Origin of the sequence: Deinococcus aquaticus (assembly GCF_028622095.1) — a bacterium.
GTDB lineage: Bacteria > Deinococcota > Deinococci > Deinococcales > Deinococcaceae > Deinococcus > Deinococcus aquaticus.
Genome location: NZ_CP115165.1, coordinates 1,522,340 through 1,542,500 on the forward strand (window position 1 = coordinate 1,522,340; position 20,161 = coordinate 1,542,500).

Genomic DNA, 20,161 nt, shown 5'->3' on the forward strand with positions numbered 1-20,161 from the left:
GGCAGGCCCTGAAGCGGGACGGGGTTCACAAAGAACCGCCTTTCAGAGCGGGCCGGGGCCGCGCCGCACGCGAAGTCCGGGGTCGGTACCGGCCGGCCTGCGCCTCAGCGTTTGCTGCGGGGTCGGGACGCCGGGCGTTCCTGCCACGCCGCCAGAAGCAGGGAAATCACAATCACCAGACCAGCCAGTAACAGTTCCATACAGGTATTCTCCTTTTCTTCACCTGACGTTAAGGTCACGCAATACGGCGCGGCTGTGAAAAACCCCCCAACATCAGTTCAGATCAAACGGAATACGCGAATCTACCCCCCCAGCCCCCCCGCTGTCACCCCGCAGTCAGCCGCCCGGCCGGCGCACTCCAGCCGGCCCGTTGCAGCCTGTGCACTCACGACAACCCCGACAGGTCCCCGAAATCCAGGCCAGCGGCGTCCAGCGTCGCCCAGAACGCCCCAGCCTCCACCGGCACCACACTCAGACGCGACCCCCGACCCGTCAGCGGCGAACCCTCCCACTCGGGCATCAACCGCAGCGCATCCAGCGGCACCACACCCGGAAACGCCACCACCGGCTCCACATCCACCATGCTCCAGCGCGGCGCGTCCACACCTGACTTCGGATCGAAGTACGCACTCGCCGGATCAAACTGAAGGTCGTCCGCGTACGCCTCCCGGCAGACCCGCGCCACGCCCACCACGCCCGGCGGCCGCGCATTCGAGTGGTAGAACAGGCACAGATCCCCCTCGCGCATGTCACGCAGGAAATTCCGCGCCTGATAGTTCCGCACGCCATTCCACGGCTCGCGCCGCACCCGCACCAGATCAGGAAAACCGAACACATCCGGCTCGGACTTGAGTAACCAGAAACGCATGAAAAGCAGCCTAGAGCATCACCCGCCGGGCGTGCCCGTCACCAGCGGCGGCAGCGGAATGGGTTTCTGGCCCTTGAAGCCGACCGTCATCCCGCCCCAGCTGTAGCCGTCCGCATTGTTCGGGACGTGATCCAGCGGCATGACCGCCACGTACGTTCCCCGCGCCTTCGGGCTGGCTGGACCCGTGGGCATCGGCGAGTAGGTGTTCGGATCGGCCTCGGGGTCCACACGCAGCCGGTACAGCACCCGCCACTCGTTCAACCGCAGAGGCTGGTGCAAGCTCAGCACGCCATTCTCGCCGCTGGGGCGCACGGTGCGCGTCACGGTCGTGGGAGGCACGCTGTTCAGCCGCTCCCTGATCTGATGCAGGCGGACGGCGGGGTTACTGCAGGCTCCCTCGATGAATCCCCCTCCCCTTGGACCGGAGGTGATTTCGATCCCCGAGTTCCAGAACGGCGACGGCAGGCCGAAACCCGTCATGAAGATCCGGCTGTGTTCCTGACCATCGCACGTGACGTCCTGCGTGATCAGCAGCGCGCGTTCCTGGTAGCGGTAACTGCCGGGAATACGGCCCCGGAAGTTCTGTTCCTCGTCGTTCACGAGGTCCTTGCTGAACAGACTGACCTGCTCAGGCCCGTACCTCTGGTCCGCCGTGGAGACCGTCACGTACAGCACGGCTTTCGTGCCGCGCGGGTAGGTCAGCGTGACCGCCTGATACGTGCCGCGTGGGGCGCTGGTGTCACTGAACAGCGCGTTGATGTCCCGCTGATTCATCGGACCGAACTGCGCGCCTTCGCGTGGGGGCAGCCACTCGCGGTACGCAGTCCAGCCCAGGCCGCCCATGAGCAACGCGGCCAGCGTGAACCACCCGGCGCGGTGCGTGAAGGCGTGTCCCAGCAGGCCCCGGTTGACGGGCTGCGGGTCGCCCATGCCGCGCACGGCGAGGTACTCGGCTTCCTCAGGCGAGAATCCGTGCGCCTGATGCTCCTGCATGCGTTCGGTCAGGTGCGCGCGGAGTTCGGCGGCGGCGTCCAGGCGTTCGGCTCTGGGCAGGCCGCGCGTGGCGTGGTGGATGTACGCGTCGGCGCTCAGGGGCCGGCGGGGGCGGCGCAGGCGGCGGGTCACGCGGACCGCCGGGTGGGGGTGCGGATCAGCAGGGCGCGGATCAGCAGGGCGTCCAGCGCGCCGCGCAGCGTCTGCCATTCCTGGCGTTTGGTGTGCAGGGCCTCGCGGCCATTTTCAGTGAGGCGGTAAACCTTGCGGGGGGCGCCGCCCCGGTCGCTGGGTTGCCAGTCGCTCTCGATCCACCCGGCTTTCACGAGGCGGTGCAGGGCGGGGTAGAGGCTGCCCTCGCGCAGGTCGAACAGGCCGCCGCTGCGGTCGTTGACGTGCCGCAGGATGTCCAGCCCGTAGCGGGGCTGGTCCTGAAGGGCGGCGAGCAGGGCGAGGTCGAGCGTGCCGGATTTCAGTGGATTCATGGGCGTGCCCCCGGGTAGTGTCTTGCTCTGCAAGGTAATGAGGGGCCGGTATCTTGTCAAGCAAGATTGTTGGGCGTGGTCCTGATCGCCCGCTTCGGTTCCTTCGGCCACCGTCCCGGTCGCGCGGCCGCTCTACACTGACGGCGTGCGTGCCTCGCCCTGGCTTCCGGTTCTGTTGATCCTCGCGCTGGCCGCCTACCTGCTGCCAGACGCGAAGCTGCCGTTCGGCCAGCCCTCCTTCCAGGTGGGTCCGGCCCCGCAGGCGCAGGCTCCGGCGCTGCCCAACCAGCTGGGCGCCGATACGCGCGAGGTGTTCACGGCCTCGCGCCCGGCCACGGTGCGCGTGGAGAGCCTGAACCCCGACACCCGCAACGCGGGCCTGGGCACCGGCTTCTTCATCAGCCAGGACGGACTGGTGCTCACGGCGTACCACGTGGTCAGCGGCGGGCGGCTGTTCCAGATCAGTACCCTGAGCGGCAAGACGTACCCGGCCACCGTGACGGCCTTCGACGCGCAGGCCGACGTGGCCGTACTGCAGGTCACGCGCGCTCCGGGCGGCGGGTTCCCGTTCCTGCCGCTGGCACCCCGCGCGCCCCGCGTGGGCGAGGCGGTCCTGGCCATCGGGAACAGCGGCGGCGATTACCTGCAACCCCGCCAGGGCACCCTGCTGGGCCTGAACGCGCAGGCGGGCCGCGCGGACTTCCCGCAGGGCACCCTGGAAATGAGTGCGCCCCTCTCGCCCGGCGACAGCGGCGGCCCGATCCTCGACCCGACCGGGCAGGTGATCGGCGTGGTCAGTTACATCAGCCTGGACGGCAGCGGCCAGACACGCCGCAGTTACGCCGTGCCAGTCGTCGAGGGTGGCCCGCTGATCGCCGCGTTGCGCCGGGGTGAGAAGAAGGACGTGCCGGTCGTGGGCTTGCTGTTCGACCTGGTTCACAGCGGCCAGGGCGGCCTGGACGGCGCAGTGATCAGCGGCGTGGCCCGCCGCAGTCCCGCCGAGCGCGCCGGTCTGCGCGGCAGTACCTTCGACGCGCAGGACAACCTGACGGCCCTGGGGGACATCGTGACCAGCGTGAACGGACAGCGCACCCGCGACGCCGATCAGGTCATTGCCGCCATCCGCCGCGCCCGCGTGGGGGACACGGTCACGCTCGGGTACACCCGTGACGGCGAGGCCCGCACCGCGCAGATCACCCTGGTGCCCAAGGCCAGCGTGCCCGACCTTCAGGAGTGACCGGGCCGCGCGACTGCTGCGCGGCATGAACGCCTCTGAACGCTGCGCCCATCCGCACGTCACGCGGTGGGCGCAGACTGAACGGATGTCCAGAGCATTCGTGAAAGAAGACGAGGGTGAACGCTGGTCGCCGCCCACCGCGCCGCGCGCCTACCGCATCGTGTGGACCGGGTACGCCACCGAACCGGAAGTCATGAAGGAAACCGACGACCTGCTGGAGGCCCTGAAGTGGATGGGCAGCCGCGACCGCCGCGAATTCGAGATCCGCGACGCGGCCGGTGTGCTGCTCGCCACCGGCTGACCGCGCCCGTTCCCACCCTGCGCGAGAGAAGGACAGCGGCGGCTTCTGCGCCCGCTGTCCTTCTCCCACTGTGCTTCGCAGCTCTGCGAGTCCGCTCGGGTTGAACGGTTTTGCAAACCACGGTTTTGCAGCCCACTGGGCCGGAGTCCGTCTTACCAGTTGCCTTCCAGCGTCACGCGCGCCGTGCCCGCGAGGCTCTGACCGGGTTCCAGGACGCGCAGGTCCACGCCTGCCACGCCCCGCGCCGCGAGGTTGAAAGCGTCGGTCGCGTGTGACACCGGCTCGATAGCCAGGCTGCCGTCCGGGGCGGTGAACACGACCACGTGCGAGTACACGTTGTCGGCCGTGACTGTCAGTGCCCGCTCGCCCCAGTCCAGGCGGGCCACGCCGTCCCAGGCGGTATAGGTGCGGTCGATGTGCCGCTCGCCAACCGGCGTGGGCGTCCGGTAATCCTCGGCGGGCTGCACGGGGCGGGCCTCGCCCAGCGTCAACTGGCGTTCGTCAGTGTCGTAGATCAGCTCCGCGCCCACCTGTAGCGCCGGGTCCACGCCCTCCTGCATGCGCGCGAAGTACGGGTGCAGGCCCAGCCCGGCGGGCATGGCCGCAGCGTCCTCGTTCGTCAGGGTGACGGTCGTATCGAAGTGCAGGCCGTGCAGGCGGTACTCGACCTGCGCCGTGAACGCCCACGGCCAGTTGATGTCCGCAAAGGCCCGGCTGTCGAACGTACAGCGCAGGTGCGAGTCCGATACCCGCTCGACCTGCCACGGGCGGTTGCGTACGTCCCCGTGCTGCGCCAGCCCGTCTTTCGTGTTCACCCGCAGCTGCACCTCGCGGCCCGCGAACGTGAAGTGCGCGTCCCGGATGCGGTTACTGAACGGCAGCAGCGTGAAACTGGCGCACTGACTGCTGGTCTGCACGTCCGATAACTCCACGTGCCGCATGACCGGGCGGCCCGACGCGGCGCGCAGATTCAGCACGCTGGCTCCCAGTCCCGGCAGGACATCCAACTCGAACGCCCCGTTCGAGACGCGCAGCACCTCCAGGTCCGGCTGGCTTGCCGTCACTGATCCCGCCGGCGCGTCGCCTCGAACAGCAGGATGCCCGCCGCGACCGATGCGTTCAGGCTCTGTACCCGCCCGCGTACCGGAATGCTGACCAGCGCGTCGCACTTCTCACGCACCAGCCGGCGCATGCCCTCGCCCTCCGCACCGATCACCAGCGCCACCTTCCCGCTGAAATCCACGCGGCGCACGTCCTCGGCCGCCTCGCCCGCCGCTCCGTACACCCACACGTTCTCCTGCTTGAGCTGCTCGATCAGGCGCGGCAGGTTCTTCGTCTGCGCTACTGGCAGGTAACTCGTCGCCCCGGCTGCCGTTTTCGCCACGACCGGCGACAGCGGCGCGCTGCGGCGTTCCTCTACGACCACGCCGTGCGCGCCCAGCACCTCCGCGCTGCGGATGATCGCCCCAAAATTCCGGGGGTCCGTGATGCCGTCCAGCAGCACGATCAGCAGATCCTCGCCGCGCTGCTCGGCCAGCGCCAGGATGTCGTCCACCTCCGCCCAGGCCATGTCCTCGACCTCGGCCATCACACCCTGATGCTGCGTGGTGCCCGCCAGCTGATCCAGCTCAATGCGCGGCGCGAAGCGCAGTTTCACCCCGGACGCCTTGAGCTGCGCCACGAACGCTTCCTCCACCCCGCGCGCCACCAGTACCTCGGACACACGACCGTCCTGAAGCGCCTCTAATACCGGATTCCGACCGTACAGCAACATGAGGGCAGTGTACCCGCCCCGCCCACCGTCAGGCCGGTGCCACCACGAACGCTGCGCTGTCGTAGTACGTGCGGAACGCCGAAACCTTCCCGCCAGCAAGTTCGATCAGGCTGACCCCCCGGTACTCCACCGGATGCCCGCCCCGGAGCCGTCCGGACGCCGTCCACTCCATGACCCCCAGCCCGCCTGCCTCGTGGCTGTGCGTGAACTCGCTGCGGATCTCCTCGAAGTTCCCCAGGTACGTCTCCCAGAAGGCCCGCGCGCCCGCCTCACCCTCCCAGGTCTGCTGCGTCAGGTTGCGCAGGGTCACGTCCGGCGCGTGCAGCGCCAGCAGACCAGACACGTCCCCCGACGATTCCGCCGCCTGCAACGCTGCCATGAAAGCCTGTGTGGTCGTCTGCTGATCGTTCGTCATGCCCCCACCAGACCACCCCGCCACGCCGCGCCCCGTAAGAAGACCCACCGAGCCAACGCGACATGAACACATGCCCCGCCGCATGAGTGCCAGCCCACAGGACGCTGAACCCCCGCAAGCAGAAACCCCCACGCGGGGTGGGGGTCTGTTCTGGTGGATCGTGTAGGAATCGAACCTACAACCCGCTGATTAAGAGTCAGCTGCTCTGCCAATTGAGCTAACGATCCAGAGCGAGGGGAAGTATACGGGTGGTCCCGGTTCCTGTCAAGCGGGCTTCAGTGGTCCGCGCCGGGAAGCTGCGTGCGGGCGTGCCCGGCGAGGTACAGGCTGCCCGTGATCAGCAGGGTGCCGCCGGGCGGGGTGAGGGCCAGGGCGTGGGCCAGGGCGCGGGTCATGTCGGGGACGGCCTCTCCGCCGTGCGTGGCGGCGAGTTCCTGGGGGGGCGTGGCGAGGTCGCCGGGCGCGGTGAACACCCGCTGCGGGGTCAGCGGCAGCAGCGGGGCGAGGGTGGCGCCAGTATCCTTGCGGGCCAGATTCCCGAACAGCAGCGTGTGAACGGGCGTGCCGTGCAGGGCGGCGGCCAGGGCGCGGGTGGCGTGGGGATTGTGCGCGCCGTCGATCAGGACCGTGCGGCCGTCCACCTGAAAGCGTTCCAGGCGGGCGGGGTGCGTGGCGTTCAGGGCGGCGTCCACGCCCGGCCCGTACCCGAGGGTGCGCAGGGTGGCGGCGGCCAGCGCGGCGTTGCGGTGCTGGTGCGGTCCCTCCAGCCGGGGCGGGCGCGGCAGCGTGAACAGGTCCGGGTGGGTGTCGGGGGTCAGCAGGGGAGCCCCGGCCTGCGCGGCGGCAGCAGCGATCACGGTCAGGGCCGCGCCGGTCGCGGTGGTCAGCAGGGGCACGCCGGGCTGGGCGGCCCCGGCCTTGTCGGCGGCGATGGCTTCCACGGTGCTGCCCAGCACGCCCACGTGATCCAGGTCCACGTTCGTGATGATGGTCGCTGCCACGCGCGTCAGGGCCTGCGTGGCGTCGCTGCGGCCGCCCACGCCGGCTTCCATCACGGCGACCTGCACGCCGGCCCGCGCGAACTCCTGGCAGGCCAGGGCCAGGGTCAGGTCGAAGAACGCGGCGTCCGGTACGCTGGCCTGCGCCCACCGGATGAACGCGTCGGTGCGGGCTGGCGGGAGGTTCACGCCGTTCACGCGCACGCGCTCCTCGAAGTGCGTCAGGTGCGGACTGGTAAAGCGGCCCACCGGTACGCCCGAGGCCAGCAGGCCCGCCTCCAGCATGGCGCAGGTACTGCCCTTGCCGTTCGTGCCGATCACCCGCACGCTCTGAAAAGCCTGCTGTGGGTCGCCCAACTGCGCGAGCAGGGCCGCCGCGCCGTGCGGTCCGCGCGCCCGGCCTGCGCGCGTGCGCGAGTACAGCCAGTCGTAGTCCGGGTGGAGAGGGGAGGGGCGGGCGGGGTCGTGCTCGGCGTTCACCCGTGCAGGCTAGCGCGCCTGGGCCGGACAGGATGAGGCGCGGACCCGGCCGGGCCGGGTAGGATGCGGGCCGTGAACGATCTTGCAGTCCAGGCCGCCCCCCGGGTGGGCGTCGTGATGGGAAGCCGCAGCGATTTCGAGACCATGCAGGGCGCGCTGGACACCCTGCGGGACCTGGGTGTGCCGTACGAGGTGCGGGTGCTGTCCGCGCACCGCACGCCGGAACTGCTGTCCACGTACGGCGCGCGGGCCGAGCGGCTGGGCCTTGCGTGCATCATCGCGGGGGCGGGCGGCGCGGCGCATCTGCCGGGCATGCTGGCGGCGTTCACGCGCGTGCCGGTGCTGGGCGTGCCGGTGCAGTCCCGCGCCCTGAGCGGCCAGGACAGCCTGCTGAGCATCGTGCAGATGCCGGCCGGGGTGCCCGTGGCGACCTTCGCGATCGGCGCGGCAGGCGCGAAGAACGCGGCACTGTTTGCAGCGGCGATGCTGGCCACGACCGACGAAACGGTGCGCGCCCGCCTGGACGCCTTCCGGGCCGCGCAGACGCAGGCGGTGCTGGACGACCCGTTCTTCGACGGGCACCCGCAGGCGGGCGAGGCATGACCCCGCTGGGAGGCGAACGGACGCTGGGCATCCTGGGCGGCGGGCAGCTGGCGCAGATGCTGGCGCTGGCGGCCATTCCGCTGGGCGTGCGCGTGACAGTGCTGGAACCCGACCCGCAGGCCCCGGCGCGGCTGTGCGCCCGGCACCTGTGCGCGCCGTACACCGACCCGGCCGGGCTGGCGCAGCTGGCTGCGTGTGACGCTGTGACCCTGGAATTCGAGAACGTGCCGGTCGAGGCGCTGGACGCCCTGCGCGGCCGGGTGCCGGTGCGGCCCGGCGCGGACCTGCTGGCCCGCAGCAAGCACCGCGCCCGCGAGAAACAGGCCCTGCAACGCGCCGGGGCCGTCACCGCGCCCTTTGAGGCCATCGAATCCGCGGAGGACCTGAACGGCGCGCTCGGCCGCGTGGGCGGGCGCGGCATCCTGAAGACCAGCGAACTCGGGTACGACGGCAAGGGGCAGGCCCGCGTGAACACGGACGCCGAGCTGCGCGCCGCCTGGGACGCCCTGGGCTGCGTGCCGTGCGTGCTGGAAGGTTTCGTGGCCTTCGAGCGCGAGGTCAGCCTGGGCGTGGCCCGCAGCGCGGGCGGTCAGGTGGCGTTCGGGCCGCTCGTCGAGAACGTGCACAAGGGCGGCATTCTGCGCACCAGCGTGTTCCCCGCGCATGTCCCGCACGGCACGCAGGCCGCCGCCCGGGACATGGCGCGCGCCGTCGCGGACGCCTGGGATCTGGAGGGCCTGATGACCCTGGAGTTCTTCGTGCTGCCCGGCGGCCAGTTGCTGGTGAACGAGGTCGCGCCGCGCGTGCACAACAGCGGCCACCTCACGCAGGACGGCGGCGGCCTCAGCCAGTTCGAGGCACAGGTGCGCGCCGTGCTGGACCTCCCGCTGAGCGACTGGGCGCCGCTGCTGCCCTGCGCGATGGTGAACGTGGTCGGGGCCGCCGGCCCGGAAGGCCAGCCGCTGATGCCCGACTGGGCCGCCACCGATGCCCTGAGCGGCACGCGCGTGCACCTGTACCACAAGGACTGGCGGGCGGGGCGCAAACTCGGCCACGTCAACCTCGTCGCGCCGGACCCGGAGACTCTGCGGGAGCGGCTGGCGAGCCTGGAACCCCTGATTCCCTAAGTCCACCGCAAAGGCAGGTCAGGATTCGCGCAACCTCGCCTCACAGCCCGTCAGACCGCCCAGCCTACGCTGAGAAGCGTGAAGCGTCTCCTGACCACCCTGACCCTCGCCCTGGTCGCCACGGCGCACGCCGCCGACTTCAAACTCATCCTGAAGGACGAGGCCAGCACCATCCAGAAAGGCGAACTGAAGACCACGGCCGTCGTGAAATCCTGGGCGGTGCCTGCCGCCGGCGTCAAGGCGACCCGCAAGGTGAAGCGCCTCAGCACCACCATCACGCCCATCCTCGACCGGATGGAAAAGGCCATCAACGCCCGTCAGGCAAAACCCGCCGTGTTCCGCAACGTGAAGGGCAGCTGGGTCGCCACCGACCAGACCGGCTGGACCCTGGACCGCGCCACCACCAAAGCCAACCTCCTGAAAGCCATCCTGGCCGGCAAGGACACCGCGCAGGTCGAGGTGAAACGCACCCAGCCGGGCCGCAGCGTGAAGGTGCTGGCGCAGCGGGGCGTGCTGTGGCACGTCGCCACCGGCCAGAGCAGCTACGCGGGCAGCCCGGACTTCCGCGAGAAGAACATCCTGGTGGGCGCCAGCAAACTGGATAACTTCTTCATCGCGCCCGGCCACGAATTCAACTTCAACGAGGAAATCGGGCAGATCGACGCCAGCACCGGCTTCGTGAAAGGCTTCGTGATCAGCGGCGGCACCCTGACCAGGGAGGACGGCGGCGGCATCTGCCAGGTCAGCACCACCGTCTTCCGCGCGCTGTACCAGGCGGGCCTGCCCATCACCGAGCGCCACGAGCACAGTCACCGCGTGTCGTACTACGACCCCGTCGGGTACGAGGCCACCGTGTACGCGCCCAGCAAGAACCTGCGCATGAAGAACGACACCGGCAAGCACCTGTTCATCCAGGCCAGCTGGGACACCGCGCGCGAGACGCTGCGCTTCGACGTGTTCGGCGCGAACACCGGCCGCGACGTGACCATCAGCCGACCCGTCATCACGGACTTCAAGGCGCCCGCCGACCCCAGTTACAGCCCCGACGACCGCGTGGCGCGCGGGGGCCGCCGCCTGCTCGACCAGCCCATGCAGGGCATGACCAGCGTCATCAGGCGCACTATCAAGGCCGGCGGCAAGACCATCAGCAGCGACACCCTGAAAAGCGTGTACAAACCCTGGGGAGCCGTGTACGGCGTGAACCCCGCCGACCCCCGACTCAAGCAGTAAGGGCCGCCCCATGGGGACGGGAGGTCAGGGGAGCAGCAGAACAATACGGCTGCCCCCTGACATCCTGCCGCCTTTCTGTACCGGGTGTATGGAAAATTCGCTGTCGCCCGCCGCAGCAGACAGGTACGCTGAGCGGGTGATCCTGACAACTCTGGTACTGGGACTGGCGGGCGGCGCGGCGGCGCTGGTTGTGGGGAATCAACTGTTCGGACGGGGTTCGCGGCGCGGCGCACCCGCCGCCCCCGCGGGCGCGACCCGGCGCGACGGGGCGCAGGACGTGTACTGGGAAGCGCGCCTGCTGGCCGCCTGCCACGGCAACCGCGCCGCCCTGGAACGCCGCGTGAGCAGCAAGGCCCGGCAGTTTCCCGGCATGAAGCGCTGGCAGCTGATGCGACTGGCCTACCTGGACCTGACCTCACGCAGACCCGCGCGTCCCTCCGTACCCATCCGCTGAGGGCGCACCCGACCGTACATCCGACTGGGCATCTGGCCGGGCACTAAAGGCCCGCGGTAGGTCATCCGGCTGGTGGTGCGCCCCGCCGCGCGGCCACTACACTGCCGGGCATGGTGACTGCCGAATCCCTGAACGCCGTTCCCGCCGAACTGCGCACCGACCGCCTGCTGCTGCGCCGCCCCGACCCGGCCGACGCCCGCGCGCTGGTGGGGGCCGTGAATGTCTCGCTGCCCGAATTGCAGCGCTGGATGCACTGGGCGCAGCACCCCATGACCGAGGAAGCCTCCCGCGAGAACCTGCGCTCCGCCGCCGGGAAGTTCGACACGCGCGAGAACCTGCGCTACCACGTCTGGAACGCCAGCGGCACCGAACTGATCGGCAGCAGCGGCTACCACGCCCTGAACTGGCTGATCCCCCGGGGCGAGATCGGGTACTGGATCGCCACGCCGCACACCGGGCGCGGCTACGCCCGCGAGGTCGCGCAGGCCCTGACGGACCTCGCCCTGAACACCCTGCGCCTGCGCCGCCTGGAAATCCGCTGCGACCCGCAGAACGAACGCAGCGCCCGCATTCCCGCCGCGCTGGGGTACACCCTCGACGCTCACCTCGTGAACGACGACGTGGATCCCCGCGACCACACGCGCCTGCGTGACACGCTGATCTTCTCGAAAGTGCAGTAACGCAGGCTCAGGGCGTGATGCGCCCGGAGAGGACGCTCAGGGCGTGATGCGCGTGCCGGCCTCGCCCCGCGCGGCGGCGGCCAGCACACCGGCCTGCATGCCGCTGGCGATCACCGCGAACGGCGCGCCCCGGTCCAGGGCGTCCAGCGCGGCGCGCACCTTGGGAATCATGCCGCCCGCGATCCAGCCCTGCGCAATACCCCCCTCGACCTCGGCGCGGGTGAGGGTCGCGGCGCGGCTGTCCGGGTCAGGGTAGGCGCGGTAAACGCCGTTCACGTCGGTCAGGAACACGATGCCGTCGTTCAGGGCGCCCGCCACGGCCCCGGCGGCGGTGTCGGCGTTCACGTTCAGGGCCTCGCCGTCCGGGCCGACCGCCACGCAGCCCAGCACGGGCGTGATTCCCGCCCCCAGCAGCGTGCGCAGCAGCCCGGCGTTCACGCCCGTCACGCGGCCCACGCGGCCCAGTTCGGGGTCCAGCACCTCGGCGCGCAGCAGGTCACTGTCGCGGCCCATCAGGCCCACGGCGCCCCCCACGTCCTGCGAGAGCTGCTTGTTCAGCTGACACAGCGCCATCTCGACCACGTCCATCGCCTGCGGCGTGGTCACGCGCAGCCCGCCGCGAAATTCGCTGGTCACGCCGCGCGCCGCGAGTTCCCGCTCGATGACCGGGCCGCCCCCGTGCACGACCACGACCGGGTACTCGGCGCGCAGCGCGGCAATCTCGGCCGCGACCGCGCGCCGCAACTCCAGGCTTTTCATGGCATTCCCACCGTACTTGACGATCACGCCCAGAGTGTACGGCGTGCGCGCGGGCCGGGCAGGCGCACAGAGGAGGCCAGTCCTACGGACTTCGTCTGTTTCGTTGACCACCCGGCAGGGCAGCGGTTTACCAACGCTACGCCCGGAACCCGCCTTGCTCCTTCTCGCTCCGCCCAGGCCCAGTGGTTTGCACAACCGCTGGGCCCGAGTCCGTATCAGTCGCTGGCGACGGTCAGGGGCGCGCCGGGACCGTTCAGTGGGGCGCGGTTCAGGGGTCTGGCGTACCAGCTCATGACCGGGCGGGCGTCCAGGGTAAAGGAGTACCCCAACCGCTCCCAGAAGCGCGCGCCGCGCGGGTTGTCGCCCAGCACGCTGGCCAGGATGCGGGTGGTGCCGGGCGGGGCGTGCGATTCCAGGTGCCGCACCACCTGTTCACCCAGGCCCTGCGACTGCCGGTCCTCGCGGATCAGGAGCAGGTTGATGGTCAGGTCGCCCGCTTCCGGGTAGTCGCGTTTGCAGTCCAGACTGCCGATCAGGTCGCCGTGATCGTCGTGCACGAGTGCCAGGGACCGCCGGGGGTCCAGCAGGGCGATTTCCACGTCCCGCTGCACTTCGCTGAGGGACGGCACGCGCGCACTGATCAGGTCGAAGTAACCGGGGGCGGACGTGTACAGACGGTGAAGCAGCGGCGCGTGATGCAGCGCCAGCGGCGTAACGTTCAAGGTAAAGCCTCCCAGCCGGCAGGGCGGGCGAGTGAAGGACGGAAGTGAATGCCGGACTGGCTGCCAGTGTAACCCGGCCGTTCCGGGGGCCGGTGAATGCCGCCGCTGGGGGAATTCAGCGGGAGTTCACCCGGTGGGGGAGGGGGGTGCGCTACCCTGCCGGGATGACCGGTTTCACCCCCACCCCTGGCTTTTACGCCGCCCGACTGGCCCGGCCCGGCGCGGTCCTGGCTCCCATGGCCGGGTACAGCGACGCGCCCATGCGGCAACTCGCGGCCGAGCAGGGCGCCCTGTGGACCGTCAGCGAGATGATCAGCGCGCGCGGCCTGATGGGCGGCGGCGACACCGAGAAACTGAACCTGGGCCGCCCGTACCCCGGCGAGCAGGAGCGCGTCGTGCAGCTGTTCGGCGCGGAGAGCGACGTGCTGGCCGGAGCGGTCGCCCGCGCCGAGGCGTGGTTCCAGCCGGCCGCCATCGACCTGAACATGGGCTGCCCCGTGCCCAAGATTCGCGGGAAGGGCGGCGCGTGCCTGCTCCAGACGCCCGAGGTGGCCTACGAACTGGTCAGCGCCATGCGGCAGGCCACCCGCCTGGACGTGAGTGCCAAGATCCGCCTCGGCTGGGATCACGACCGCAGCGTGGAGGTCGCGCAGGGCCTGGAGGCCGCCGGGGCCGCGCTGATCACCGTGCACGGCCGCACCAGTGCCCAGCGGTACACCGGGCAGGCCGACTGGGAGGCCATTGCGCGCGTGGCGGCCAGCGTGCGTGTGCCGGTGGTGGGCAGCGGCGACATCCTGACGCCCGCCCAGGCCCGTGAGCGGCAGCGGATGGGCGTGGCGGCCGTGATGATCGGGCGCGGTTCGGTCGGGAACCCGTGGATCTTCCGGGCGCTCGTGAGCGGTCAGGACGACCTGCCGGACGCGTACACGCGCGCCCGCACGGCGCTGCGGCACGCCGAGTTGCAGACCCGCTTCTACGACGACGACACGGGCCGCCTGACGCTGCGCCCCCTGCGCAAGGTGCTGCCGCAGTACCTGCCGGACTACCCGGACCTGCGGGACGACCTCGTGCAGGTCGTGACGGTGGAAGACGTGCGGCGCGTGCTGCAGCCCCTGCTGGACGGCGCTGCGGACGGCCCGGACGCCGGAAGTGACCGAGCGGCCATAACAGTCACTCCGAACGGGTATACTGTGAGTCATTCATGAACGTCCGCGAGTACTACTCCTACCTGTCCGCCGCACGAGCCCAGCTGTGGAACTTTCTGCGCGCCCTGCCGCCCGCCGACCTCGACCGTGACCTGATGGAAAGCGGTGACCGGTTCCACAGCATCAAGGACCTGCTGCTGCACGTGACAGACGTCGAGGACCACTGGGTGCACGGCATCGTCATCGGGGACAGCGTGCACCAGCAGTACCCGCACGACTGGGTGCGCCCGCAGGCCACGCAGTACGACCTGAACTGGATTCTGGAGTACGGCCGGGAAGTCAGCGGCCGCACCGCCGCGTTCCTGGACAGTGAACCCAACCTGAACCGCAGCGTGAAACTGGTGCAGGACGATCCCGCCAGCGACACCGTCACGCTGGACCAGTTGCTGTGGAACGTCATGACCCACGAGGTCCGCCACACCGCGCAGATCGCCCTGATGATCCGCCAGTTGGGGCACACGCCCCCCTGGCTGGACTACATGCGGTTCGCGCGCCCGCAGGCCACGGCCGAACAGGCCGGCGCAGACACGGCCGACCTCGACGCCGACAGCGACGACCTGTAACGCCCGGTCGTCATACCGAGTCCGCATGCCCAGCGCCGCCCTTCTCTCAGAGGGGCGGCGCTGGCTCTACGTGAGCGTTACAGGATGCGCTGCCCCAGCAGGCTGGCGGCCATGCCGACCATGACCTCGGCCGTCTGGTTACGGGTGTCGAGGATGGGGTTGACTTCCACGATGTCCATGCTGGTCACGCGGCCCGATTCGCTCAGGAGTTCCATCAGCAGGTGCCCCTCGCGGTAGGTCAGGCCGCCGGGCACGGGCGTGCCCACGCCAGGGCAGACGCTGGGGTCCAGGGCGTCCGCGTCGAAGGAGACGTGCAGGCGGCTCAGCCCCCCCAGGCGCTCCATGGTCTCCTCGTGAATGCGGGTCATGCCCAGCTGATCGACGTCCTTCATGGTGTAGGCCTTCACGCCCGCCTCGCGCAGCAGGTCCCGCTCGAAGGTGTCCACGCTGCGGATGCCGATCATGACGATGTCCTCGGGCCGCATGTGCCAGTCGCCACCCAGTCCGGTCAGGCGCGGGTCGCCCCGGCCGGTCAGCGCCGCGACGGGCATGCCGTGAATGTTCCCGCTGGGGCTGCTGTGCGGGGTGTTGTAATCCGTGTGGGCGTCCACCCAGATCAGGCCCATGCGTTCGCCGGCGGGGTTGCCGCGCAGGGCGTTGCCGGTCACGGTGCCCATGCTGACGCTGTGGTCGCCGCCCAGGGTCAGCGGGAAGGTGCCTTCCGGCAGCGCGGCAACCTGTTCTGCGGCGGCGCGGCAGGCGTCCAGGATCGGATCCAGGAACACCAGCCCGCCTTCCTCGTGCTTGTCGATGCTTTCGGGCAGCGCCACGCGCACGTCTCCCAGGTCCGTCACGCTGTGGCCCAGGTCGCGCAGCGCGCGGCTCAGGTGGGCGTTGCGCAGGGCGCTGGGGCCCATGTCCACGCCGCGCCGACCCGCGCCGAGATCCATGGGAATACCGAGGATAGAGATGTTCATGCGCCCAGCTTAAGGGGCGCTGCGGGGTATGCCTTGCGGCTGCAACATTATTTTCAGCCTGCGTGACCCAGCCGCGCCCCGCGAGTATTCAGGTGAATATTCATGCTGCCGCGCCGGGCCTCCATGAAGTGTCCGGGGGTAGATGCGGAGTCTTCAGGTGTGCGCCCAGCGGCTCAGCGGGCCGTCCTCTTCGCTGTGGCCACTGCCGACCAGCCGGAACCCCAGCTTCTGCAGGACCCGGCTGCTGGCGGGATTCGAGGTCGCCGTCTGTGCGGTCACGGTCAACACGCCCGCCGCGTGCAGGTGCGCCACCAGCGCCCCTACCGCCTCGGTCGCGTAGCCACGCCCGCGCGCTTCGGGCGTCAGGCCGTACCCGATCTGCTGCTCGCCCTGTTCGTTCACGCCGCCCACCACGCCCAGTTGCCCCAGCGCGGTCAGGTTGCCCCGGTGCACCGCGATGAACGTGCCGTCCACCTCGCCCTGCCCGGCGCTCAGGCCAGCCAGCAGCGCCGGGAACATCGGCAGCGGATCGCCCGGCCATTCCGGCGGGAAGTACACGTCCTGCACGACGTCGGGGGTGGTCAGCGGCAGGGAGAACCCGGCGCTCTCCACGCGGCGTTCCAGCACGGCGCGGGTCAGGGGCAGCAGAAGTAAACGGGGGCTCAAGAGCGCAGGCACCCGACCAGCGTACTCTGGAAGGCCGGTCCGGGTCCCCGCCCACCACACCGGTGCCGGGCTACACTCGGGACCTCAACCCCCCGCGCGCCGTCAGTCCGGCCGGCAAGTTCCCTGCGGCGTCACCCGGCGCTCCTTTCACTGGTTCCCAGCATTCATGACCGACGCCCCCGACCCCCACCACCGCGCCCCCGAACCCACTGGCAAGCGCCTGATGCTGCTGGCGGATTTCGTGCACCCGTTCGTGTACCGCGAGGGATTCCCGCAGGGCGCGCCGCCGGTCGACGCGGTCCTGGCCGCCGGGGACCTGCCCGGCTACTACCTGGAATTCCTGGCGACCAAGATGACGGTCCCGGTCATCTACGTGCACGGCAACCACGAGAACGAGTTCGTGACCGAGGGGGAACGCCGCGTGCCGCCGCGGGGCGTGATCGCCGCGCACGGCCGCGTGGTCGAGGAGGCCGGCCTGAGAATCGCCGGGTGGGGAGGATCGCCCCGCTACCGCGACAAGGGCCACGGGCAGTACACGGACACCCAGGCCCGCGTGGGACTGGCCCAGCTGGCGTGGCGCGCACGGCGCGGTGTGGACGTGCTGCTGACGCACGCGCCCCCCACCGGCCCGCACGCCGGCACCGACTACGCCCACCGGGGCTGCGAGTCCATCACGCGCTTCATGGCCCGCCGCCACCCGCGACTGGTCGTGCACGGCCACATCCACGAGTACGAGGGCAAGAAGGTCGAGTACACCGATCAGGCCAGCGGCGCGCGGGTCGTGAACGCCTACGGCTACCGGCTGCTGGACCTGTAAGACGGCCTCCGGTTGAAAGGTTTGCAAAAGCTTTCAACCCGAGCGGAGCGAGCAGGAGAGAAACGGGTTCCGGGCGTGGAGTTGGCAACCCGGCGTCCTTCCGGGTTGTCAACGAAACAGACGGAACCCGTGTAAGACGGCTTACGGCCCAGCGGTCTGCATAAACCGCTGGGCCCGAGCGGATGCGAGCAGGAGCAAGACGGGTTCCGCCCCAAACCGTGAGGAAGGTCACGCTGAATGGGGTCTGGCACGCACTATTGCTTAAGGGCGGGTGTACGTCTGGCACATGCAGTCCTGACAGACGCGCGGCATACTCTGATCCGGCCTGGTGAGGTCGCGGACGTGGCTCAACTCCCTGACGGGACGGACACCTCAGACGCGATCAGGTCAGAGGGAGACGCCCACCTCTTCACCAACGGGCGCGCGAGCGGGTCAACAGCAGGCAGCAGGCGGGTTCAAGCCCCACCACCCGCACCCAGCAGGACACCACCTCAACTTCACTCCTGTACGCGCGGCCAGCGGGGCGATCCCCCGCTGGCCGCGCGGTTTTTGTTTCCGGGCCCCGCCCCGCCGGGCAGGACTCTATGCTGCGGTCCATGATGCCGTGGCCCCTGCCTGCCCGCCTGATACGCGCTGCTGTGTGGGCCCCCGTGCTGAGCTGCGGCCTGACCGTCGGAGCGGCGTTGGGCGGCCCGGTAGCAGTGGGTGCAGCGTACCCAGCCCTAGCCTCCGCCGCTGCCCCAGCGCAGACGGCCGCACCGCCGCGCGTCACCGCCGGGTTGCCGGAGGCGGGCACGCTGACGGTCACGTTCGCCCTGCGGGACTTCCTGCTCAACCGTGAGGCTCCCAACGTCCTGACCCTGCACACCCCCTGGGGCGCGCAGCGCGGCACCCTGAGCGGCGCGCCCCACCCGGACCCGGAACGCCGCGCCTACTACGCCCGCCTGACCCCGCTGCGCTGGCCGCTCTCTGCCCCCGCAGGTACGCGCGCCGGCCGGTACCCGGCCAGGGTGGAAGGGCAACTGTTCAGCTGCGCCGTGCGCGGCGGAACGTGCTCGGCGCGGACCGTGTCGGTGCCCGTCACGTTGTCGGTGCGGCCTGACGGGCGGGTGCAGTCGGTGGGCGTGCGACTGGACGACCCCGTGCTGCGCAAGGGTTCCCTGCGGCTGCGGCCCTGACCGGCCCGCCGGAATCTGGGTAGTCTGAACCCATGAAGTCCGTTCCTGACCCCACTCCTGCCGTTCCCGCCGAGCCTCTACCCGGTGGCCTCGCCGCGCCTGCCTCGAACGCGGCGCGCCTGCGGGCCTTTCACGCCGCCATCGGTGAGCAGCCAGTACCCGCGCCGAGTGTGCCGGACAGAGCACTGCTGGCCCTGCGCCGCACCCTGATCCGCGAGGAATTCCAAGAGGTCGAGGCTGAATTCTCCCTGCTTGCCGACCGGATAGAGGCCGGCGAACGCGTACCTGCCGAGGACCTCACGCCACTGGTGCATGAACTGGTGGACCTGCTGTACGTCACGTACGGGGCGCTTGACCGGCTGGGCGTGAACGCCGACGCCGCCTTCGCCGAGGTGCACCGCGCGAACATGGGGAAGGTGTCCGGGCCGCTGCGCGCCGACGGCAAGATCCTCAAGCCCGAGGGCTGGCAGCCGGCCGACGTGCGCCGCGTCCTGCACGACCAGCTGGCCGCCCGCGACGCCTGACCGTCAGAGGCGCAGCGAAGAGGCCCGCACCAGCACAGGCGGATGCGGGCCTCTTCAGGGTCTGCGGCAGATGCTGACCTTCAGAAAGGCGTTTCGTCGTCGGCGCTGGCGGCAACCGGGGCGGGGCGGGGCGCGGGCCGCGTGGCCGCCTGGGGGGCGGGGCGGCTGGCCTGGGTGGGCTGCGCGCCCTGGGCGTTCTGGCGGGGCGTGGCGTATCGGTCCTGGCGTTTGCCGCCCCGGAAGATGACCAGTGTCACGTACTCGAATTCACCGTCGGATTTCTCGCGGACGTGTTCGGGGTCCGTGCTTTTCGCGCCGCGTGAGTACTTCACGGCGGCCGGGAGCTTCATCTTGCGGCTGTCCACGGCTTCCAGTTCACGGCGGCGGTAGGCGTGGCCACGGTGAATGACGAGCTCCTCGCCGTCGGGGCTGGTCCACCGGCGCGCGCCGATCAGGGTCCAGTCGAAGTCGGCCTCGTTTTCCAGGGGGAACTGGTAGCCGCCGCTGGGAACGTCGCCGCTGGTCCAGCCAAGTCGGCCGTACTGGCGCTGGGTATCCAGGAGTTGGGCGGGGCTTTCAACGTCGACGGTGACGCGGGCGCCCAGGTCAGTGGTGAATTCGATGTGCAGCATGGGGACTCCTTGTGGGGTGCGGGAGGCGGGAAGGACCGGTCATTCAGCTCTTATGTAAATAACATAACACGGGGGAGGCGTTTGCGCCAGCCCTCCGGCCAGCCAGCCCACCCGGGCCGCCTCACCAGTGGGTGAGGTCCGCTGCCTACCTGTGCAATATCCTTCAGCGACGTCCTCAGGCCGAATCTGTATCAGACGACCTCCATTCGCCCACACGTTCAACCGGCCTCACTGGTGACCGCGTCCCGGTGCGTGCCGCCCGTGACCCGCGCCAGCACGTAGTGCGCCCGGTGCCCGGCCCGTGCCAGATCCATCACCTCGTACCCACGCGACAGGTACGTGCCCAGCACCTCGCGCAGCGCGTCCCGCCACGCCCGCCGCACCTCCGTTTCCAGCCCTTCCGGGCGGGTCGGAACCTCGACCAGCACCCGTGCGCCCGCCAGGTACAGCCGCGCCGGGCCAGGCCATTCCGT

25 protein-coding genes and 1 tRNA gene (1 of these 26 only partly in view) are annotated in these 20,161 nt (G+C 70.2%); 12 read left to right on the plus strand and 14 right to left on the minus strand.

What is annotated here, in order from left to right:
• Positions 1–385: 385 nt before the first annotated feature.
• From M8445_RS07390 to M8445_RS07400, 3 genes are read right to left on the minus strand one after another with little or no spacing between them, the layout of a single operon-like run.
• Positions 386–868 carry an EVE domain-containing protein gene (locus M8445_RS07390; RefSeq protein ID WP_273990743.1) on the minus strand — a complete coding sequence of 161 codons (483 nt, stop codon included), beginning with the start codon at positions 866–868 and terminating at the stop codon, positions 386–388.
• Between the two features lie 18 nt (positions 869–886).
• Complete coding sequence (locus tag M8445_RS07395) at positions 887–1,993, minus strand: permease prefix domain 1-containing protein (RefSeq protein ID WP_273990746.1); 1,107 nt, start codon at positions 1,991–1,993, stop codon at positions 887–889.
• On the minus strand, positions 1,990–2,346 hold the full coding sequence (locus M8445_RS07400) for a PadR family transcriptional regulator (RefSeq protein WP_273990747.1): 357 nt from the start codon (positions 2,344–2,346) through the stop codon (positions 1,990–1,992). The genes M8445_RS07395 and M8445_RS07400 overlap by 4 nt, the downstream gene beginning before the upstream one ends.
• Before the next feature lie 145 nt (positions 2,347–2,491).
• Between M8445_RS07400 and M8445_RS07405 the strand changes: the two genes are divergently transcribed.
• Entirely contained in the window at positions 2,492–3,583 is a 1,092-nt protein-coding gene (locus M8445_RS07405; RefSeq protein WP_273990749.1) for a S1C family serine protease, read from the plus strand.
• A gap of 85 nt (positions 3,584–3,668) precedes the next feature.
• The gene (locus M8445_RS07410; RefSeq protein WP_273990750.1) at positions 3,669–3,884 is read left to right on the plus strand and encodes a hypothetical protein; all 216 of its coding nucleotides are present in this window, start codon (positions 3,669–3,671) and stop codon (positions 3,882–3,884) included.
• Positions 3,885–4,036: 152 nt separating this feature from the next.
• On the opposite strand, the gene M8445_RS07415 is transcribed toward M8445_RS07410, so the two are convergent.
• From M8445_RS07415 to M8445_RS07435, 5 genes are all read right to left on the minus strand, one after another.
• Positions 4,037–4,948: an aldose 1-epimerase gene (locus tag M8445_RS07415; protein ID WP_273990751.1), complete on the minus strand. Its 912-nt coding sequence runs from the start codon at positions 4,946–4,948 to the stop codon at positions 4,037–4,039.
• Positions 4,945–5,658 (minus strand): 23S rRNA (guanosine(2251)-2'-O)-methyltransferase RlmB, encoded by a 714-nt coding sequence (rlmB, locus tag M8445_RS07420; protein ID WP_273990752.1) that lies wholly within the window; start codon positions 5,656–5,658, stop codon positions 4,945–4,947. The genes M8445_RS07415 and rlmB overlap by 4 nt, the downstream gene beginning before the upstream one ends.
• A gap of 28 nt (positions 5,659–5,686) precedes the next feature.
• A complete protein-coding gene (locus M8445_RS07425; protein ID WP_273990754.1) occupies positions 5,687–6,073 on the minus strand; it encodes a nuclear transport factor 2 family protein in 387 nt (128 codons plus the stop codon).
• A gap of 151 nt (positions 6,074–6,224) precedes the next feature.
• Positions 6,225–6,300 (minus strand) — tRNA-Lys (locus M8445_RS07430).
• A 48-nt stretch (positions 6,301–6,348) separates the two neighbouring features.
• Entirely contained in the window at positions 6,349–7,551 is a 1,203-nt protein-coding gene (locus tag M8445_RS07435) for a glutamate ligase domain-containing protein (protein ID WP_273990755.1), read from the minus strand.
• Between the two features lie 63 nt (positions 7,552–7,614).
• Between M8445_RS07435 and purE the strand changes: the two genes are divergently transcribed.
• The 5 genes from purE (at position 7,615) to M8445_RS07460 (ending at position 11,645) form a co-directional block, all read left to right on the plus strand.
• Positions 7,615–8,154 (plus strand): 5-(carboxyamino)imidazole ribonucleotide mutase, encoded by a 540-nt coding sequence (gene purE / locus M8445_RS07440; RefSeq protein ID WP_273990756.1) that lies wholly within the window; start codon positions 7,615–7,617, stop codon positions 8,152–8,154.
• Positions 8,151–9,281, plus strand: coding sequence for a 5-(carboxyamino)imidazole ribonucleotide synthase (gene purK / locus M8445_RS07445; protein WP_273990758.1), 1,131 nt, complete (start codon positions 8,151–8,153; stop codon positions 9,279–9,281). The genes purE and purK overlap by 4 nt, the downstream gene beginning before the upstream one ends.
• A gap of 78 nt (positions 9,282–9,359) precedes the next feature.
• A complete protein-coding gene (locus M8445_RS07450) occupies positions 9,360–10,511 on the plus strand; it encodes a VanW family protein (RefSeq protein ID WP_273990759.1) in 1,152 nt (383 codons plus the stop codon).
• A gap of 136 nt (positions 10,512–10,647) precedes the next feature.
• Positions 10,648–10,965 (plus strand): hypothetical protein, encoded by a 318-nt coding sequence (locus tag M8445_RS07455; RefSeq protein WP_273990760.1) that lies wholly within the window; start codon positions 10,648–10,650, stop codon positions 10,963–10,965.
• 110 nt (positions 10,966–11,075) lie between these two features.
• Positions 11,076–11,645, plus strand: coding sequence for a GNAT family N-acetyltransferase (locus M8445_RS07460; protein WP_273990761.1), 570 nt, complete (start codon positions 11,076–11,078; stop codon positions 11,643–11,645).
• 36 nt (positions 11,646–11,681) lie between these two features.
• Here M8445_RS07460 and argB read toward each other — a convergent pair whose 3' ends face one another.
• Both argB and M8445_RS07470 read right to left on the minus strand, forming a co-directional pair.
• On the minus strand, positions 11,682–12,431 hold the full coding sequence (argB, locus tag M8445_RS07465) for an acetylglutamate kinase (protein ID WP_273990762.1): 750 nt from the start codon (positions 12,429–12,431) through the stop codon (positions 11,682–11,684).
• A 188-nt stretch (positions 12,432–12,619) separates the two neighbouring features.
• A complete protein-coding gene (locus M8445_RS07470) occupies positions 12,620–13,126 on the minus strand; it encodes a GNAT family N-acetyltransferase (protein ID WP_273990763.1) in 507 nt (168 codons plus the stop codon).
• Between the two features lie 164 nt (positions 13,127–13,290).
• Here M8445_RS07470 and M8445_RS07475 point away from each other — a divergent pair, with 164 nt between their 5' ends.
• Complete coding sequence (locus M8445_RS07475) at positions 13,291–14,331, plus strand: tRNA dihydrouridine synthase (protein ID WP_273990764.1); 1,041 nt, start codon at positions 13,291–13,293, stop codon at positions 14,329–14,331.
• The gene (locus M8445_RS07480; RefSeq protein WP_273990765.1) at positions 14,328–14,894 is read left to right on the plus strand and encodes a DinB family protein; all 567 of its coding nucleotides are present in this window, start codon (positions 14,328–14,330) and stop codon (positions 14,892–14,894) included. Before M8445_RS07475 ends, M8445_RS07480 begins: the two co-directional genes overlap by 4 nt.
• Positions 14,895–14,971: 77 nt before the next feature.
• Here the strand turns inward: M8445_RS07480 and rocF are convergent, their stop codons facing one another.
• Positions 14,972–15,871, minus strand: coding sequence for an arginase (rocF, locus tag M8445_RS07485; protein WP_273990766.1), 900 nt, complete (start codon positions 15,869–15,871; stop codon positions 14,972–14,974).
• Positions 15,872–16,024: 153 nt separating this feature from the next.
• Positions 16,025–16,549, minus strand: a complete 525-nt coding sequence (locus M8445_RS07490; RefSeq protein WP_273990768.1) for a GNAT family N-acetyltransferase — start codon at positions 16,547–16,549, stop codon at positions 16,025–16,027.
• A gap of 154 nt (positions 16,550–16,703) precedes the next feature.
• Between M8445_RS07490 and M8445_RS07495 the strand changes: the two genes are divergently transcribed.
• From M8445_RS07495 to M8445_RS07505, 3 genes are all read left to right on the plus strand, one after another.
• Positions 16,704–17,354, plus strand: coding sequence for a metallophosphoesterase family protein (locus M8445_RS07495; protein ID WP_273990769.1), 651 nt, complete (start codon positions 16,704–16,706; stop codon positions 17,352–17,354).
• 596 nt (positions 17,355–17,950) lie between these two features.
• The gene (locus M8445_RS07500) at positions 17,951–18,532 is read left to right on the plus strand and encodes a hypothetical protein (RefSeq protein WP_273990771.1); all 582 of its coding nucleotides are present in this window, start codon (positions 17,951–17,953) and stop codon (positions 18,530–18,532) included.
• A 32-nt stretch (positions 18,533–18,564) separates the two neighbouring features.
• A complete protein-coding gene (locus M8445_RS07505) occupies positions 18,565–19,056 on the plus strand; it encodes a dUTP diphosphatase (RefSeq protein ID WP_273990773.1) in 492 nt (163 codons plus the stop codon).
• A gap of 80 nt (positions 19,057–19,136) precedes the next feature.
• Here the strand turns inward: M8445_RS07505 and M8445_RS07510 are convergent, their stop codons facing one another.
• Together M8445_RS07510 and M8445_RS07515 are read right to left on the minus strand one after the other, a co-directional pair.
• Complete coding sequence (locus tag M8445_RS07510) at positions 19,137–19,688, minus strand: single-stranded DNA-binding protein (protein WP_273990775.1); 552 nt, start codon at positions 19,686–19,688, stop codon at positions 19,137–19,139.
• A 218-nt stretch (positions 19,689–19,906) separates the two neighbouring features.
• Positions 19,907–20,161: the final stretch of an acyl-CoA acyltransferase gene (locus tag M8445_RS07515; protein ID WP_273990776.1), read on the minus strand. It continues 645 nt past the right edge of the window; 255 of the gene's 900 nt are visible here — the last part of the coding sequence; its start codon lies beyond the right edge, outside the window; its stop codon occupies positions 19,907–19,909.

What these genes read in the sequence shown, in the direction of transcription:
- M8445_RS07390 (WP_273990743.1), bottom strand. Translation starts at nt 868, where the DNA reads ATGCGTTTCTGGTTACTCAAGTCCGAGCCGGATGTGTTCGGTTTTCCT.
- M8445_RS07400 (WP_273990747.1), bottom strand. Translation starts at nt 2,346, where the DNA reads ATGAATCCACTGAAATCCGGCACGCTCGACCTCGCCCTGCTCGCCGCC.
- M8445_RS07410 (WP_273990750.1), top strand. Translation starts at nt 3,669, where the DNA reads ATGTCCAGAGCATTCGTGAAAGAAGACGAGGGTGAACGCTGGTCGCCG.
- rlmB (WP_273990752.1), bottom strand. Translation starts at nt 5,658, where the DNA reads ATGTTGCTGTACGGTCGGAATCCGGTATTAGAGGCGCTTCAGGACGGT.
- M8445_RS07425 (WP_273990754.1), bottom strand. Translation starts at nt 6,073, where the DNA reads ATGACGAACGATCAGCAGACGACCACACAGGCTTTCATGGCAGCGTTG.
- purE (WP_273990756.1), top strand. Translation starts at nt 7,615, where the DNA reads ATGCGGGCCGTGAACGATCTTGCAGTCCAGGCCGCCCCCCGGGTGGGC.
- purK (WP_273990758.1), top strand. Translation starts at nt 8,151, where the DNA reads ATGACCCCGCTGGGAGGCGAACGGACGCTGGGCATCCTGGGCGGCGGG.
- M8445_RS07460 (WP_273990761.1), top strand. Translation starts at nt 11,076, where the DNA reads ATGGTGACTGCCGAATCCCTGAACGCCGTTCCCGCCGAACTGCGCACC.
- M8445_RS07475 (WP_273990764.1), top strand. Translation starts at nt 13,291, where the DNA reads ATGACCGGTTTCACCCCCACCCCTGGCTTTTACGCCGCCCGACTGGCC.
- M8445_RS07480 (WP_273990765.1), top strand. Translation starts at nt 14,328, where the DNA reads ATGAACGTCCGCGAGTACTACTCCTACCTGTCCGCCGCACGAGCCCAG.
- rocF (WP_273990766.1), bottom strand. Translation starts at nt 15,871, where the DNA reads ATGAACATCTCTATCCTCGGTATTCCCATGGATCTCGGCGCGGGTCGG.
- M8445_RS07495 (WP_273990769.1), top strand. Translation starts at nt 16,704, where the DNA reads ATGACCGACGCCCCCGACCCCCACCACCGCGCCCCCGAACCCACTGGC.
- M8445_RS07500 (WP_273990771.1), top strand. Translation starts at nt 17,951, where the DNA reads ATGATGCCGTGGCCCCTGCCTGCCCGCCTGATACGCGCTGCTGTGTGG.
- M8445_RS07505 (WP_273990773.1), top strand. Translation starts at nt 18,565, where the DNA reads ATGAAGTCCGTTCCTGACCCCACTCCTGCCGTTCCCGCCGAGCCTCTA.
- M8445_RS07510 (WP_273990775.1), bottom strand. Translation starts at nt 19,688, where the DNA reads ATGCTGCACATCGAATTCACCACTGACCTGGGCGCCCGCGTCACCGTC.